The following is a 15,047-nucleotide window of genomic DNA, read 5'->3' as shown; positions in this document are numbered from 1 at the left end:
TAATGTTTAGACATTAGATTAAATTTCTCTTTTATAAAAAGCTAAAAGTCATGACATACAGGCATTTTTAGATAAATTTATTTCAAATTTTGGTGTAAAAAAAGCTTAAATTCACTTTATTTTTACAAACTATATTGTGAGATTATAGTTTTTTAATTTTTTGAGAGTATAATCGTTTAAATTTTATTTATAGAAAGGAAATTAATGTCAGTAAAGCAAGAAAGACGAAGCTTTATCGGCCTTGCGTTTGGTGCCGTGGCAGCTGTTGGTGGCGCGATGTCACTAGTTGCCATGAAAAAGACCTGGGATCCGCTCCCTAGCGTAAAAGCTGCTGGTTTTACAACTGTCGATCTAAGCCCGATCAAAGATGGCGAGATGAGACAGGTTGAGTGGCGTAAAAAGCCTATTTTCATCCTCAAAAAAAGCCCAGATATGGCTAAAAACGACAAGAGAGATGTAGTCGTTGGAGATGCGAGGTATGTAGTTCTTATCGGACTTTGCACGCACCTAGGATGTATCCCTGAGTATAAAGCGAGCAAGCAAATGTTTGTCTGTGCCTGTCATGGCGGCGAATTTAACGTTGATGGCGTGCAGACATACGGACCTCCACCAAGACCGCTTGATATCCCACCGTTTAAGATCGATGGTACCAAGCTAGTTCTAGGCGAAACAAGCCCAGAATACGAAAAATTAGTAGCTAAAGCTTAGGAGGTTAGCGATGTCTTTATCTCATAAATCAACTGGCGTTATTGACTGGCTTGACCAGCGCCTAGCTTTTACAAAACTTATGAAGGTTCTAGTTAGCGAATACTGGATCCCAAAAAATATAAATTTCCTTTGGGCGATGGGCGTTATCCTAACGACGCTTTTCTTGCTTTTGATCATCACTGGCTATTTGCTTATGATGTATTACAAGCCAGATGTAAATTTAGCCTTTGACAGCGTAAATTACACTATTATGCAAGAGGTCGAGTATGGCTGGCTGTGGCGTCATATCCACGCAGTTTCAGCTTCTACGATATTTCTTATCATGTATATCCACTTGCTTACTGGACTTTACTACGGCTCATATAAAAGAGGCAGAGAGGTCATTTGGGTAAGCGGTATGGTGCTATTTATCTGCTTTTCGGCAGAGGCATTTAGCGGCTATATGCTCCCATGGGGTCAGATGAGCTACTGGGCGGCGACTGTTATCACTCAGCTTTTTGGTGGTGTGCCAGTTATCGGCGATGCTTTGGTTGAGTGGATCAGGGGTGACTACGCAGTTGGTGACTCAACACTTACTAGATTTTTCATGCTTCACGTCTGCTTGCTACCACTTGTAACTATCGTTGTTTTGGTTATCCACTTCTACTCATTAAGAGTTCCTCACGTAAATAACCTAACAAGTGAAGATATCGACTTTGACGTAGAGGCGCAAGAGTACTTGCATGGTGACAGAGCAAAAGCTAAAGTTATACCATTTTGGCCAGGATTTTTGGCAAAAGACTTTATGTATGTATCATTTTTCATGATCTTTGTCATATATCTTGTTTGCTATCACTTCAACTTTGCGATGGATCCTATCAACTTTGAGCCAGCAAATCCGCTAAAAACTCCACCACACATCTACCCAGAGTGGTACTTCTTGTGGCAATATGAAATTTTACGTGGCTTCTTCTTTGATATAGCTGGAATTTCAGCTTATAACATCGGACTTATCGCATTTGCCTTTGCAGGTGTTGCGTTTATGCTTATACCACTTTTTGATAGAAGCGACCTTGTAGCTCCAGCTCACAAAAGACCACTATTTTTCGTATGGTTTTGGGTGCTAGTTGCAGACCTTATCGTATTATCTATATATGGCAAGCTCCCAACAGGCGGCATCAACGACTGGATAGGATTTTATGCTTCACTGCTATTTTTAGTGCTATTTATAATCGCACTTCCAGTTATCACAATACTTGAAAGAAAAAGGGGCTAATCATGAAAGAGCTTAAAATTTTTGCCATCGTTGTTATCCTTTCAGGTATTTTATACTGGGGTATCGAGCCTTACGCTCACACAAAGCTTCATCCGCACACTGCAAATGCTGAGTACAACTTCTCAAAAGAAGATACTGACTATGCAAAGCACTTTTTAGAGCAGAAAAAAGAGGCGCTTGAGGCCGCAAAAGCTAGCGGCAACAAAGCTAGCATAGAGGCAGCTACAAAAGATGTTGAGACAGCACAAAAAATTCTTGATGACTACACAGCTTTTTGGGCTGATATAAATTCGATCGACCTTGCAAAAGGTGACGCTGCAAAAGGCGCTGAGACATTTGGCGCAGCTGGATGTACAGGATGTCACGGCATCGAAGCAGCTGGTATGCCAGCTAGCATGGACGCTGAGACAGCTAGCCAAAGCTTTGGCGTAGTGCCACCAGATCTTAGCACAGCTGGTAAAATTTATGACGAGAGATTTTTGGCTGCACTCATCAAAAATCCAACTATGGCTGTAAAACTATCTCATAAATTTAACGACGAGCATCCTTATCCGATGACTGCATTTATGGGTGCTGGCGGCGATATAAACGCTGAGATCGCTGACATAGTTGCTTATCTTAAAAAAGTATCAGCTGAGGCGGATGCAAAGAGCAAGATCACTGAAGAAAAGGTTTTTGCTGACGCATGTCAAAGATGCCACGATATGAAGTATGACAAAAAATATACTCTTAGCAACAAAGTAAGCCTAGCAGCATATATGGGCTCAAACCCACCTGATCTATCTATGATGATCCGCTCAAAAGGTGCTGACTACTTGCATAAATTTATAAACGATACTCAAAAGATGCTTCCAGGCACTGCGATGCCTAGAGTTGGCTTAAATAAAGCTGCTGAAGACGACATAGTATCTTACATAGAAAAAGTAGGCGACAGCAAAAAGGCTGAGCGCGAGAGCACAGGACTTTATGTCATGATCTACTTCTTCATCTTAGGAATTTTTGCTTGGCTTTGGAAACGCAAAGTCTGGAGCGAACTCCACTAAAATTTAAGAGCCTTTTTGGCTCTTAAATTCTCTCTAGTAAATTTACATATATAAATAGGTATTCTTTAAATTTATTCTTTTATAAATTTAATCAAGCTGTCTTTGCAAATTTTAAAATCTCATTCACTCGTAAGAATTGACTACTAAAATTACTCGCTCATGAAATTTTAAAATTTGTCAGAGCTTTTAACGCATGCGGCACGATAGTGCTATCGCATGCACTTTGAGCGTGTTAAGGGATTGGGGGATATAAAGGGGGATAATAAGGGGGCGACTTACGCAATTTAAGCCCCTTTGGATAAAACAAATTTGTAAATTTCGTCAATCTTTTTGCAAATTTTAAAATTCCATTCACTCGCAAGAGTTGACTACTAAAATTTGGCTTCGCTTATCGCTTAGCTCAAATTTTAGAGCCGAAATTACTCGTTCATGAAATTTTAAAGTTTGCTGGAATTTTGCGCATTAATGGCATTATACGTGCAGTTTGTAAGAAAAGATGTGCTTAACAAAAGATGTGGCAAATGTGAGGATATTAACAGCCACTAAGCGAGTAAATTTGTATTTTCTAGCAAATTTACTCAGCAAAAAACCACATAAATTTACGCAAAACAGCCAAATTTAGCTCGCCGTAAAGCCACACTAAACAGCTAAATTTCTTTAGCGATTTTGCTCATTTTGTTTATCAGCTCTTCGCGCTCGCTTGATTTTAGGTTGCCGTATTGAAGCTTTGTCATCATCTGCATGAAGTCAAACTGCTTAAACATCTGCGCGTCGCTCTTTAGCTCTTTCTCAAGCTTCTCGTAGATCTTTTCTGTCTCTTTGTTCGCTTTTTCTAAATTTTGTAAAAAGCTTCCAGTAGCGCTTGCATCAAGGTCGTTTTTTGCAGCCTTGTCGATGGCATTTTTTAAATTTGATAAATTTTCAGAAATTTTCATCTGCACTTCCTTTTGGATTTTAAAATTTAGAGCAAATTTTATTCCTAAATTTCATCCCACCACTTTTTTCTAGGTGGATTATGCGCGGTGAAAACCTCTCCGATCATAGGTGTTGCGTAGTTTAGCTCAAGTTTTGTCGCTGCCTTTTCAAAACGCTTGATCGGCTCATCCCAGGTGTGATAAGAAAGATCAAATTTACCCCAATGCACCGGCACGCCAAGCTTAGCTTCAAGATCTTTTAGCGCTTGCGCTGACTCTTCTGGCTTCATGTGCACGTAGGGCCAGCCGTCGCTGTAAGCGCCATTTTCTATAAAAACTAGATCAAATCCGCCAAATTTCTCATTTATCATCTTAAAATGCTTGCCATATCCGCCGTCTCCACTAAAATAAAAACTAAAGCCAGCCTCCTCTACCGCCCAGCCGCCCCAAAGTGTGGTATTTCTTTTAAATGTGCGCCCGCTAAAGTGCCTTGAGGGGCAAAAAGTAAAGTTTAAATTTCCTATCTTTTGCTCATTAAACCAGTCAAACTCGTAAATTTTGCCTTCATTCACGCCCCATTTTACAAGGTGGGCTTTGACACCAAGCGGCACTAGAAATTTGGCTATCCTATCCTTTAGCTCAAGGATTGTTTTATGGTCAAGATGGTCGTAGTGGTCGTGCGAGATGAGGGTGATGTCGATCACCTCTGGGTAGTCGCTGGCGGTGATGGCGTGCTCGTAGGCAAAGGGCTTGCCGCCAAGTGGGAGAGGAAATGCTCGGTGCAAAACTGGGTCTGTGACGATGGTTTTGCCATCAAGCTTGCAGATTAGGCTAACGTGCCCAAGCCAGATAAACTCGCCATTTTTGAGGGCATTTGCGTCAAATTTTAAATTTGGCAAAGGCTTAGTTGGTAGCTTGCCTTTTGGTGGAAAGAGTGCTTGAGGGACGTAATTTAACATAGACGCTTGCGGATTTTTCTTTACCATATCAATCGTCGGCTCTAAATTTATAAAAACTTTGCCGTTAAAATTTGGCGAAGCCTCTATTAGCTTTTTGCTCTTGACATCTGGTCTGCCGCCAAAAACAGGGGCAAATTTCATAAAAGCAAAAACTGAAGCGATAAATAAAACTATGACTGTAAAAATTTCCATCAATAACCCTTTTAAATTTAAAGGTTGGATTATATTTTAAATTTTTAAATTTCAGTTTCATTTAATTAACCCAAGCTTAAAAAACTAATTTTTAAGTTTAAACTTAATTAAGATAATTTTACTCTTTTTACTAATTATTCGTTATGAAATATTAATCTTTTTTGATTAATCACACGATAATAACGCTGTTTAATAGCATATCTTAAACTAATATAAAATAAAAATTTAATTTCAAAAATACAAAATTTGTCAGATAGCTGACGGAATTTAATCGCCAGAAGTTATAGAATTGTTCCAAAAATTCAGGAAGGAGCGTTTGAGATGTTAAATAGAAATTTAACTATCTCTATTCATGTGATTAACAATCACTCTATTAGTGAGCAGGGCGGTCTTGCCTTGTTTTTTAGGAGGAATTTATGAAAAAACATAAATTTGTGATTGCCGATTCTAAACGCTGCATAGGATGTGCGACCTGTATGGCTGCATGTTTTAAAAGTGCTTATGAACGCGGCAAACTATCACGTGCAAGGCTAAGCGTCTTAAGAGAAGCTAGCGGTGTTATGCCGACTCAGTGCAGACAATGCGACGATGGCCCTTGCGCAAATGTGTGCCCAACTGGAGCGTTGCGATTTAACGATAATTGCATCGAGCTTCACGAGGAAATTTGTATAGGTTGCAAGATGTGCACGATCGCTTGCCCTTATGGTGCGATAAGCTCAAGTGCAGAGCTTATGCCTTCAGTAAATTACGCTGTCGAGCCAAAATACTATCTTGAAGTAGAGTCACAATCAGGCGCAAAAAACATCGCAGTAAAATGTGATATGTGCTTTGGCCGTGAAAATGGACCAGCTTGCGTTGATGTATGCCCAACAAGCGCTCTTATAATGGTAGATCCAGAAGAGGGCAAACATAAGCTTGGCAAGAGGATAGACTACGATGCAGCGAATAAATTTGCTACTAAAATTTTAAACGGACAAGGAGCATAAGATGACTACGGTTTATATGCTATTTCTTGTAAGTGCCGTCGTTAGTATCTTGCTCTACTGCGCTCCAAAAGCCGCTGTTAAAGTTGGTTTTGGACTAAGTGCTATAAGCTGCTTTTATGCGATGTGTCACTTCGTTGCAAATATGGGAGTAAGTGATAGCTTTGCTCTTATGGATGGCTTTTTGTATTCGCCAAAATTTGCGCTAAATCCACTTGGAAATTTCTTCAGTTTTGTCGTTGTTTTCATCGGATTTGCAAGTAGTGTTTATGGTATGAGCTATGCAGAAGAGTACATCAAAAAAGCAAACGTTGGTGTGTTTGCATGTTTGTTTAACACATTTATCCTTTCAATGCTTCTAGTAATAAGCGCTGATAATGTATTTTGCTTTGTTGTTTTATGGGAGCTTATGACTCTTGTATCATCATTTCTTATCATCGTCAATGACGGTAAAAATACACTTAAAGCGGTTATGGTATATCTTGGTATCGCACAAATCGGTGCATTTTGTATAACCTGTGGCCTGCTTATCACAGCTTACTACGCAGGAAGCTTTGAATTTAGCGCATTTATGGGTGTTAAGATGCCATTTGGCGCTTCTGCTGCTGTATTTATACTATTCTTGGTTGGCTTTGGTAGTAAGGCTGGTATGTGGCCATTCCACGTTTGGCTTCCACAAGCTCACCCAGCAGCACCATCAAACGTTTCAGCCCTTATGTCAGGCGTTATGATCAAAGTTGCTCTATTTACACTAGTTAAATTTACACTTTATCTACCACTTAGCACATATTTTGGTCTTACAATACTCGCTCTTGGTGCAGCTAGCTCACTATTTGGTGTTTTATACGCTCTTTGCCAACACGACTTCAAAGCCTTGCTTGCTTACCACTCAGTTGAGAACATAGGCATTATCTTGCTAGGTCTTGGTACTGGTATCTACGGCGTTGCAGCTGGAAATTTAACACTTGCAGCAGTAGGTTTTCTAGCAGGTTGCTACCACGTAGTTAACCACGCTATATTTAAAGGTCTGCTTTTCCTTTGCGCTGGTTCAGTTATCCACGCTACTCATACACAAAATATGGACATCCTTGGTGGTCTTGCTAAAAAGATGCCATGGACAAGCCTTGGTATGTTTATAGGTATCATGGGTATCGCAGCTTTACCTCCAGTAAATGGCTTTGTTTCAGAGTGGTTTACATATCAAGGTATGCTTCAAGGTGCAATGGGAGAAGGAACATTAGTTAGATATGCATTTACACTTGGCGTCGTAGCTCTTGCGCTAACAGGCGTTTTGGTTGGTATGCACCTTAAACTTTACGCTGTTATCTTTGCAGGTACTCCAAGAGATCAAAAAATTTGGGAAAATGCTAAAGAGAGTCCGATAGGTATGGTTCTTGGTATGATCATCCTAATGATAGGCTGCGTTGGCTTTGGTCTTGGCGCAAATTACATAGTTGATTACATCATGCAAGCTGTAAATTCCATCGCTATAAGTGACTATAAAGCTAGCCTTGGTGCTATAAACGTAACTTCACCTATGGGCAGCATGATCTCAACTCCACTTATCGCTTTGGTTCTATGTGCGACTATGATTTTGCCATTTATCATCCTTGCTGTTATGAAAGCAAACAGAGATAAACCACGCGAAACTGATCCTTGGGCTTGTGGCTTTAAATATAGCTCACGTATGCAAATGACAGGTGGTCCATTCACTGGCGACCTTAGAAAGATTATGCAATGGCTATTTAGAGCTGATAAAAAAGTAGTTACTAGAAATTATTTTGACGCGGTTGAGTATCACAACCATCCAAAAGATATTTGGTGGGGAATGTTTTATGAGCCAGTCATTAAATGGTGTGTGAAATTTGCTGATAAGCTAGGTATCGTTCAAAGTGGTTATACAAATGTATATACACTTTATATCTTGCTATATCTTTGTGTCATACTTGCTGTGAGCTACTTTTTAGTTTAGGAGACGAAAATGCAAACTATACTTTTAATGATATTTCAAGTAGTCGTTATCGTTTTGGTAGCTCCTTTGTTTGATGGTATGGCAAGAAAACTTAGAGCTAAACTTCAATCAAAACAAGGTAGCGATTTCTTTCAAACATATCGCGACATTATAAAGCTTTTTAGAAGAGGAAGAACCGTCCCTGAGTGCTCTCACTGGGTATTTAGATGGGCTCCATTTTTCCTTTTTGCAACTTCAGCTGCAGTGCTAGCTGCTATACCTATCACTTATAGCAAAGACACCGTATTTGGAGCTTACTCAGATATATTTGTTATCCTCTATCTTGGTGCGCTACTTAGATTTGTATTTGGTGCAGCTTCAATGGATAGCGGCAACCCATTTGCAGCAACAGGTGGCGGCAGGGAGCAAATGCTTGGTGTTTATGTTGAGCCAGTTATGATTATGTGCTTAATCGTGGTTATGCTTGCAGCTAAAACATCAAATTTAGTTGAGATCCAAGAGATGGTAAGAACTGGCGTTATCGGATATCAAATTCCAAGTTTTGCCGTTGCTTCTATCGCATTTTTGTGGTGTATGTATGTTGAGACTGGTAGAAAGCCATTTGACTTAGCTGAAGCAGAACAAGAGCTTCAAGAGGGTGTTCTTGGTGAGTATGCTGGTAGCGACCTTGGCCTAGTTCAAGCATCACTTATATTAAAACAGTTTGCTATGATCGGACTTTTCCTAAGCATATTTGAGCCATGGAATTTTAGCAATCCTTTCTTAGCTATTATCGTTTTTGTGATAAAAACTGGAGTATTTTACGTCGCAGCTGTATTTATAGACAACTTTGGACCACGCTTTAAAATGACTTCATCTTTACGCAAAAATGCTCTTGGTGCACTTGCTATTTCGTTTGTTGCACTAACACTTTATGTAGTAGGAGCGTGAGATGCAAACACTAGATATATTAGCCATTTGCATGATCGTAACTTCGCTTGCGGTTTTTGGTCTTAGAAGCTTGAAACTCTCAATCATCGCTTATGCGATAGAGACACTACTTTTAGTTAGTATATTTTTCTTGCTATCTGAGAAATTTAACGCTGAGCAGCTAAAAACTTGGGCGATCGTTGCGTTTTTTACCAAAGTTCTTTTCGTGCCAGGAATTTTGTTCTGGCTTATCAAAAAACTTGGCGTAGTTAGCGAAGATGAGCCAGTTGGTGGATTTTTTGTAAGTCCTGTTATTGCTATGGGATTTTCTCTAGCTCTTTCAATGAGTATCCACCCTATATTTTTAAAATTCTCTCTTATTAAAGAAGAGATCATGTTGATCGCTGCTGGAACAGTCTTTATGATGGGAATTTTTGGCTTTATGCTAAGAAACTCATTTATAAAACAAATTCTAGCTTACTGCTTGTTTGAAAACGGTATCCACCTAAGCCTCGCTCTAATGGCTTACAACTCACATGAGCTAGTTGAGCTTGGAATTTTAACAGATGCGATATTTGCTGTTATTATCATGAGCGTTCTAGCGATTAGATTTTATAAAGCTTATGATAGCTTAGATACTTCTAAAGCTTCAAATTTAAGGGGTTAGAGATGGATAGTTTAGCTTTAATACTTATCATACCGCTCCTTGGTGCTTTGATCTTGTTTTTAAGTCCTAAAAACTATGCAGTACTTAGCGGACTTCATGTCTTGTTTTCTGCTGCGACATCAGTGGCTTTACTTAACAATGTTCTTAAAGTTTTAAGTGGCGGAACTTTTTATAGTTTTGATAAATTTTTATTCTTAGATAGCTTAGGCTGTGTTTTCTTAGTGCTTATCGCTGTAACTGGATTTATAGTAAATTTCTACTCTATCCATTACATGAGATGGGAACTTGAAGATGGACACATCCACTTAAGCGATCTTAAAAAATACTACGCACTAAGCCATGTATTTATCTTTACAATGACTTTAAGCGTTATCTGCAACAACGTTGCGTTTATGTGGGCAGCTATCGAGGCTACAACACTAGCTTCTGTATTTTTGGTTGCTATACACAAAGATCAAAAATCAACAGAGAGTGGTTATAAATACATTGTTCTTTGTTCAATCGGTCTAGCATTTGCTCTTTATGCAACCGTTCTTCTATACTCAGCTACATATAGCACACTAGGAGACGGAGAGGCTTCTATGCAGTTTTCAAGCATAATGGCTAACGCTAAAAATTTAAATCCAGATGCAGCAAAACTTATCTTTGTATTTGCGCTAATTGGTTTTGGTACAAAAGCTGGTCTTGCTCCAACTCACACTTGGTTGCCAGACGTTCACGCTGAAGGTCCAGCACCTATCTCAGCATTGCTATCAGGCGTACTTTTAAAATGTGCGATGCTTGCACTTTTAAGATACTACGCTATCACAGCTCAAGCAGTTGGATTTAGCTTTGTTGAAGGCGTGATGATCGTATCAGGAACTATCACACTTTTTGTAGCAGGATTTTTCCTAATAAGACAACACAACGTAAAAAGAATGTTTGCATACCACTCAATCGTTCACATGGGTGTTATCGCATTTGCACTTGGTGTTGGCGGTAAATTTGGTCTATTTGCAGCGATATTCCACTGCTTAGCTCACAGCTTCACAAAAGCTTTGGCTTTCTGCTCAACAGGTAATATAGCAAGAATTTACGGTCACAAAGATATGAGTAAGATGGGCGGCATGGTTAAGATCGCACCTATTACAACTATAATGTTTGGTGCAGCTGTATGCTCACTAGTTGGTGTTCCAGCATTTGCTATATTTGTTAGCGAATATAACGTCTTTGTTGGAGCTATCACAAGTGGTCAATACATCGCAGTTGCGCTATTTGCCATTGCACTTGCAGTTATTTTCATAGCTGACTTTGCGCACTTTAATATGGCAAGCTTTGGCGAGCCAAAAGGTGTGGTTGTTCATAATAAAGAGATGAGTTTATTTGAAAATTTACCTCTTATAGCACTCTGTGCCCTTATCATAATCTTTGGCGTATGGCACGTAGATAGCTTTTATACGCTAGTAAATAACGGTGTTAATATAATGATGGGAGCTTTAAAATGAGAGGCGATAAATTTGTTGAAATCCTAAAAACAAAGGTAAAAATTTTAGAAGTAACTCGTCAAGCAGACGATCAGATCACAGTTTTGGTTGATAGAAACGATCTTCCACTAGCTGTTAAAACACTTTATTATGATATCGGTGGCTTTATAAGCACTATGATACCAAACGACGAGCGTCAGATAAATGGCTGCTATGCGCTTTACTATGCTATCTCAATGGAAGGTAGCAAGATGACTGAGGCGGACGACTTTGCAGCTGAGGATAAGTGCTTTATCACAGTTAAAACCCTTATCCCAGGAAGCGATCCGACATTCCCATCAGTTACTCCACTTGTACCAGCTTGTGTTTGGTATGAGAGAGAAGCTTATGATATGTTTGGTCTAGTAGCTGAGGGTCTGCCTGATAAAAGACGTCTAGTTTTAAGTGATGACTGGCCAGACGGACTTCATCCACTTAGAAAAGATGCTATGGACTACCGCTACCGCCCTGATCCAGTAGATCACAGAGATGAGCCTGATGCGGAGTTTTTGTTCCCAACAGGCGATGCAGTAGTTGATGTGCCACTTGGACCACTACACGTTACATCTGATGAGCCAGGTCACTTTAGACTTTTCTGCGACGGCGACGAGATCATCGACGCTGACTACCGCTTGTTCTATCAACACCGCGGTATGGAAAAGCTAGCTGAAAATAGAATGAACTATGATCAAATGGGCTATCTTGCAGAGCGTGTTTGCGGAATTTGCGGTTATGCTCACGCTATCGCTTGTATCGAAGCAGCAGAAAAAGCTATCAAGCTTGAAATCCCACTAAGAGCTCAAGCTATACGCGTCATCTGTCTTGAGATCGAGCGTCTTCACAGCCACCTTTTAAATATAGGTCTAGCTTGTGAGGTCACTGGTAACTACAACGCTTTCATGCATATCTTTAGGGTTCGTGAGTACTCTATGGAGCTAGCTCAACTTGTAACTGGCGGACGTAAAACATACGGCAACGTCGTTATGGGTGGCTTAAGACGTGATATGACAAACCATGAGATCAAAAAAGGCTTAGAGATCATCAACAAACTTGACATTCAAATTTCAGAAATTTGGGATGCAGTTTTGGAAGACAAACGTCAAATCGGACGCTGGAAAGGTGTAGGTATCCTAGACCGTCAAATAGCACGTGACTTTAGTCCAGTTGGTCCAAATATGAGAGGCTCTGGCTTTAAACGTGATAACCGCTACGATCACCCATACGACTTCTTCAAACAGATAGAATTTGAAGTAGCAGTTGAGCATGGTTGCGACGTTTTTGCTCGTGAGATGGTTAGGTATAAAGAGCTAAAAAGCTCTATCCACATCATCCGCCAATGCTTTGAGATGATGCCTCAAACTCCGATCATGATCGATCCTGTGACTATGATCAAGCCAGAAAATTTCGCACTTGGTCACGATGAAGCACCACGTGGTGAGAACGTTCACTGGATCATGCAAGGTAGCGCTCAAAAAGTATATCGCTGGAGATGTAGGGCTGCGACATATAACAACTGGCCAAGCCTAAGGTATCAATTTAGAGGAAACAACATAAGTGACGCTGCGCTTATCGTTTGCTCACTTGACCCTTGCTACTCATGCACCGAGCGTGTTACTTTGGTTGATGTAAGGACTAAAAAAAGTAAAATTTTAACAGAAAAAGACCTTAAAAAATTCTGTCAAGATGGCGGGGTTAGTAAGAAGGATTTAAGATGATGAAGTTATTTGACATCACAGAAAAATATGGAAAGGCGACATACGCCTATCCATTTGAGCCATATATTGTGCCTGAGAATTTTCGCGGTCAGCCAGACTATACGTACGATCTTTGTATAGGTTGTGCAGCTTGCGGTATCGCTTGCCCTAGTAACGCAATAGAGCTTAAGATGAACGATGAGCAAACAAGGCTTGTTTGGCAGTTTGACTGCGGTCGCTGCATATTCTGCGGTCGCTGCGATGAGGTTTGCCCAACTGGAGCCGTAAGACTTAGCGATAGCTTTGAGCTTGCGGTTAAATTTGACAAGAGCGCTCTTATCCAAAGAGGCGAGCTTGAGATGCAAACTTGCAAATGCTGCGGCAAACCATTTACGCCAAAAAGGCTTATAAATTTCACCCTTGAAAAGCTTGGCACAGCAAATTTACTCCCAGGCAGACTTGAAGAGGCAAAAGAGTATCTTTTTATCTGCCCAGAGTGCAAGAAAAATCAATCTGCTGAGAGGCTAACAAAAGGCGTTGAGGAGGCTATAAAATGAGTCTATATCAAGTCCCAGAGGACATAAAAACAGCAAATGACCTAACTGCAAAGCTAGAGCATTTAAAAAATATCAAAAGAAGCTTTAGCGTTTATAGGATCGACTGCGGAAGCTGCAACGGTTGTGAGATCGAAATTTTCGCTGCTATCACTCCGATGTGGGACCCAGAGCGCTTTGGCTTTAAGCTTGTAGCAAACCCAAGACACGCTGATATCTTGCTTTGCTCAGGACCAGTCACAAGACAGATGTATTACCCACTTCTTCGTGCTTATGAAGCAGCTCCAGATCCAAAGATCGTAGTTGCTTTTGGTGCTTGTGGAAGTACTGGCGGAATTTTCCATGACGCTTACAGCGTTTGGGGTGGTATAGATAAGATCATACCAGTTGATGTCTATATCCCAGGCTGCCCTCCACACCCAGCAAGTGTTATTTATGGTCTAGGTATGGCTCTTGGCATCATTGATCAAAAATTACACAAAAAAAGCTATGAAAATGACAGCACTACACCTCCTCCAGTTAAGAAGTCAGTAATGGGCGATATCTTGTTTGAACGTGACTTGCATGCTGAAAGTAAAAGGCTAATGAGTTATATCTTTGGTAGAACACTATTTGAAAAATATATGGACGCTATCAAAGCTTCAAGCGATATCCACAACCCAGAGCTTGCACGTGAAGCGGTTATAGCAGCTATCAAAAAAGAAGATGATCCTAGATATGCTGAGTGCATGGCACTTTTACACAACGATGTCTATCTAAAATATGCAAAAGCTGGTAAAAATTTTGCGATTGATGTTGATAGTGAGGTTTGGAGTAAAAGATGATACAAGTTTATAAGCTTACAAAAAGGCATATGGACGACAACGAGAAGCTTCCACGCGAGCTAAAGGAGATAAAAATTTTCTCCACTTGCGTGGGACACGGCGTTGGTACGATTGATTTTAGCGAGAAGATCTTAGAGCTAAGCGATGAGGAATTTGACGAGATGATCAAAAACTCAGGCGAATATGTGAAATTTAAGATCGGAAATTTAAGCAAGTATTTTGAAGTTGAAATTTTTGCTGAGCATATCGCTAGACTCTTGCCACAGCTTTGTGAGTGTAAGCTTAAAGAAATTTTGGCAAATTTAAAAGAGGGATATATCGTGCTTAGGAAGGACTTTTGATGAAAAAGGCCATCCTTTGCATCGGTAATCCTATGCGTGGTGATGATGATGTTGGCAATGAAGTCGGCCGCATCGTAGAAACTGAGCTAAAAGAGTGGAAGGTCTTTTTTGGGCAAGATGTGCCTGAGAATGAATTTTCAGCTATTAGAGAATTTGCGCCTGACATTTTGATAGTAGTCGATGCGATGAGCGGCTTTGATGAGGATAAGATAGAGTTTTTTGATCTAAGTGACGATAGAGACTACATCTACTCAACCCACAACCTACCAACGCCGGTACTTTTAAGCTATTTGCGTAAAATTTGCCCAAAGACGCTTTTTCTTGGCATTAGCGTCTTGCTTGAAAATGTCCTTGATTTTGAAGAGGGTCTAAGCGAGCAGGCTAAAAAAAGTGCAAGAAAAGCCTTTTTAAGAATTGTAGAGATTGATAAAAATTTAGTTGGTTAAATTTAGCAAGTGCTAAATTTAGTCTGGGGTTTGCTAAAGATAAATTTGATCGTTTTGGATTTGAAATTTAGTGTAAAAACAAGC

At 40.0% G+C, this 15,047-nt stretch carries 15 protein-coding genes; 13 read left to right on the top strand and 2 right to left on the bottom strand.

Going from position 1 to position 15,047, the window contains the following annotated elements:
• Positions 1-204 precede the first annotated feature (204 nt).
• From petA to F3G98_RS07005, 3 genes are read left to right on the top strand one after another with little or no spacing between them, the layout of a single operon-like run.
• Entirely contained in the window at positions 205-708 is a 504-nt protein-coding gene (gene petA, locus F3G98_RS07015) for a ubiquinol-cytochrome c reductase iron-sulfur subunit (RefSeq protein ID WP_002939267.1), read from the top strand.
• A gap of 10 nt (positions 709-718) precedes the next feature.
• A complete protein-coding gene (locus F3G98_RS07010; RefSeq protein WP_103572049.1) occupies positions 719-1,963 on the top strand; it encodes a cytochrome b in 1,245 nt (414 codons plus the stop codon).
• Positions 1,964-1,965: 2 nt separating this feature from the next.
• Positions 1,966-3,006 (top strand): c-type cytochrome, encoded by a 1,041-nt coding sequence (locus F3G98_RS07005; protein ID WP_103608513.1) that lies wholly within the window; start codon positions 1,966-1,968, stop codon positions 3,004-3,006.
• 647 nt (positions 3,007-3,653) lie between these two features.
• Here the strand turns inward: F3G98_RS07005 and F3G98_RS07000 are convergent.
• Both F3G98_RS07000 and F3G98_RS06995 read right to left on the bottom strand, forming a co-directional pair.
• Entirely contained in the window at positions 3,654-3,941 is a 288-nt protein-coding gene (locus F3G98_RS07000) for a hypothetical protein (RefSeq protein WP_087581727.1), read from the bottom strand.
• 44 nt (positions 3,942-3,985) lie between these two features.
• Positions 3,986-5,071 (bottom strand): MBL fold metallo-hydrolase, encoded by a 1,086-nt coding sequence (locus F3G98_RS06995; RefSeq protein ID WP_103608514.1) that lies wholly within the window; start codon positions 5,069-5,071, stop codon positions 3,986-3,988.
• Between the two features lie 416 nt (positions 5,072-5,487).
• Here F3G98_RS06995 and F3G98_RS06990 point away from each other — a divergent pair, with 416 nt between their 5' ends.
• Genes F3G98_RS06990 through F3G98_RS06945 form a run of 10 tightly spaced genes read left to right on the top strand, consistent with a single transcriptional unit; the run spans position 5,488 to position 14,963 of the window.
• Positions 5,488-6,057, top strand: coding sequence for a 4Fe-4S dicluster domain-containing protein (locus F3G98_RS06990; protein WP_009294859.1), 570 nt, complete (start codon positions 5,488-5,490; stop codon positions 6,055-6,057).
• A 1-nt stretch (position 6,058) separates the two neighbouring features.
• Entirely contained in the window at positions 6,059-8,026 is a 1,968-nt protein-coding gene (locus F3G98_RS06985) for a proton-conducting transporter transmembrane domain-containing protein (RefSeq protein WP_012001180.1), read from the top strand.
• A gap of 9 nt (positions 8,027-8,035) precedes the next feature.
• Entirely contained in the window at positions 8,036-8,956 is a 921-nt protein-coding gene (locus F3G98_RS06980; RefSeq protein WP_002939300.1) for a respiratory chain complex I subunit 1 family protein, read from the top strand.
• Between the two features lies 1 nt (position 8,957).
• Positions 8,958-9,602: a hydrogenase 4 membrane subunit gene (gene hyfE / locus F3G98_RS06975; RefSeq protein ID WP_012001181.1), complete on the top strand. Its 645-nt coding sequence runs from the start codon at positions 8,958-8,960 to the stop codon at positions 9,600-9,602.
• A 2-nt stretch (positions 9,603-9,604) separates the two neighbouring features.
• Entirely contained in the window at positions 9,605-11,086 is a 1,482-nt protein-coding gene (locus F3G98_RS06970; RefSeq protein ID WP_021089381.1) for a hydrogenase 4 subunit F, read from the top strand.
• Positions 11,083-12,819 carry a hydrogenase large subunit gene (locus F3G98_RS06965; protein WP_009294856.1) on the top strand — a complete coding sequence of 579 codons (1,737 nt, stop codon included), beginning with the start codon at positions 11,083-11,085 and terminating at the stop codon, positions 12,817-12,819. The genes F3G98_RS06970 and F3G98_RS06965 overlap by 4 nt, the downstream gene beginning before the upstream one ends.
• Positions 12,816-13,355, top strand: coding sequence for a formate hydrogenlyase complex iron-sulfur subunit (locus F3G98_RS06960; protein ID WP_002939210.1), 540 nt, complete (start codon positions 12,816-12,818; stop codon positions 13,353-13,355). Before F3G98_RS06965 ends, F3G98_RS06960 begins: the two co-directional genes overlap by 4 nt.
• Positions 13,352-14,176: an NADH-quinone oxidoreductase subunit B family protein gene (locus tag F3G98_RS06955; protein WP_103567767.1), complete on the top strand. Its 825-nt coding sequence runs from the start codon at positions 13,352-13,354 to the stop codon at positions 14,174-14,176. The genes F3G98_RS06960 and F3G98_RS06955 overlap by 4 nt, the downstream gene beginning before the upstream one ends.
• A complete protein-coding gene (locus tag F3G98_RS06950) occupies positions 14,173-14,517 on the top strand; it encodes a formate hydrogenlyase maturation HycH family protein (protein WP_002939326.1) in 345 nt (114 codons plus the stop codon). The genes F3G98_RS06955 and F3G98_RS06950 overlap by 4 nt, the downstream gene beginning before the upstream one ends.
• Positions 14,517-14,963: a hydrogenase 3 maturation endopeptidase HyCI gene (locus tag F3G98_RS06945; RefSeq protein ID WP_021087517.1), complete on the top strand. Its 447-nt coding sequence runs from the start codon at positions 14,517-14,519 to the stop codon at positions 14,961-14,963. Before F3G98_RS06950 ends, F3G98_RS06945 begins: the two co-directional genes overlap by 1 nt.
• Positions 14,964-15,047: the final 84 nt, after the last annotated feature.

This window comes from Campylobacter concisus, assembly GCF_902460895.1.
Taxonomy (GTDB): Bacteria; Campylobacterota; Campylobacteria; order Campylobacterales; family Campylobacteraceae; genus Campylobacter_A; species Campylobacter_A concisus_BC.
The sequence above is the reverse complement of the archived record's forward strand: the minus strand, read 5'-3'. Positions and strand labels throughout refer to the sequence as shown.

Excerpts from the sequence above, each read along its gene's own strand:
- F3G98_RS06950 (WP_002939326.1), top strand. The coding sequence starts at position 14,173 with ATGATACAAGTTTATAAGCTTACAAAAAGGCATATGGACGACAACGAG.
- F3G98_RS06945 (WP_021087517.1), top strand. The coding sequence starts at position 14,517 with ATGAAAAAGGCCATCCTTTGCATCGGTAATCCTATGCGTGGTGATGAT.
- F3G98_RS06965 (WP_009294856.1), top strand. The coding sequence starts at position 11,083 with ATGAGAGGCGATAAATTTGTTGAAATCCTAAAAACAAAGGTAAAAATT.
- F3G98_RS06970 (WP_021089381.1), top strand. The coding sequence starts at position 9,605 with ATGGATAGTTTAGCTTTAATACTTATCATACCGCTCCTTGGTGCTTTG.
- petA (WP_002939267.1), top strand. The coding sequence starts at position 205 with ATGTCAGTAAAGCAAGAAAGACGAAGCTTTATCGGCCTTGCGTTTGGT.
- F3G98_RS06955 (WP_103567767.1), top strand. The coding sequence starts at position 13,352 with ATGAGTCTATATCAAGTCCCAGAGGACATAAAAACAGCAAATGACCTA.
- F3G98_RS07010 (WP_103572049.1), top strand. The coding sequence starts at position 719 with ATGTCTTTATCTCATAAATCAACTGGCGTTATTGACTGGCTTGACCAG.
- F3G98_RS06985 (WP_012001180.1), top strand. The coding sequence starts at position 6,059 with ATGACTACGGTTTATATGCTATTTCTTGTAAGTGCCGTCGTTAGTATC.
- F3G98_RS06995 (WP_103608514.1), bottom strand. The coding sequence starts at position 5,071 with ATGGAAATTTTTACAGTCATAGTTTTATTTATCGCTTCAGTTTTTGCT.
- F3G98_RS06960 (WP_002939210.1), top strand. The coding sequence starts at position 12,816 with ATGATGAAGTTATTTGACATCACAGAAAAATATGGAAAGGCGACATAC.
- F3G98_RS06990 (WP_009294859.1), top strand. The coding sequence starts at position 5,488 with ATGAAAAAACATAAATTTGTGATTGCCGATTCTAAACGCTGCATAGGA.
- F3G98_RS07000 (WP_087581727.1), bottom strand. The coding sequence starts at position 3,941 with ATGAAAATTTCTGAAAATTTATCAAATTTAAAAAATGCCATCGACAAG.
- F3G98_RS06980 (WP_002939300.1), top strand. The coding sequence starts at position 8,036 with ATGCAAACTATACTTTTAATGATATTTCAAGTAGTCGTTATCGTTTTG.
- hyfE (WP_012001181.1), top strand. The coding sequence starts at position 8,958 with ATGCAAACACTAGATATATTAGCCATTTGCATGATCGTAACTTCGCTT.
- F3G98_RS07005 (WP_103608513.1), top strand. The coding sequence starts at position 1,966 with ATGAAAGAGCTTAAAATTTTTGCCATCGTTGTTATCCTTTCAGGTATT.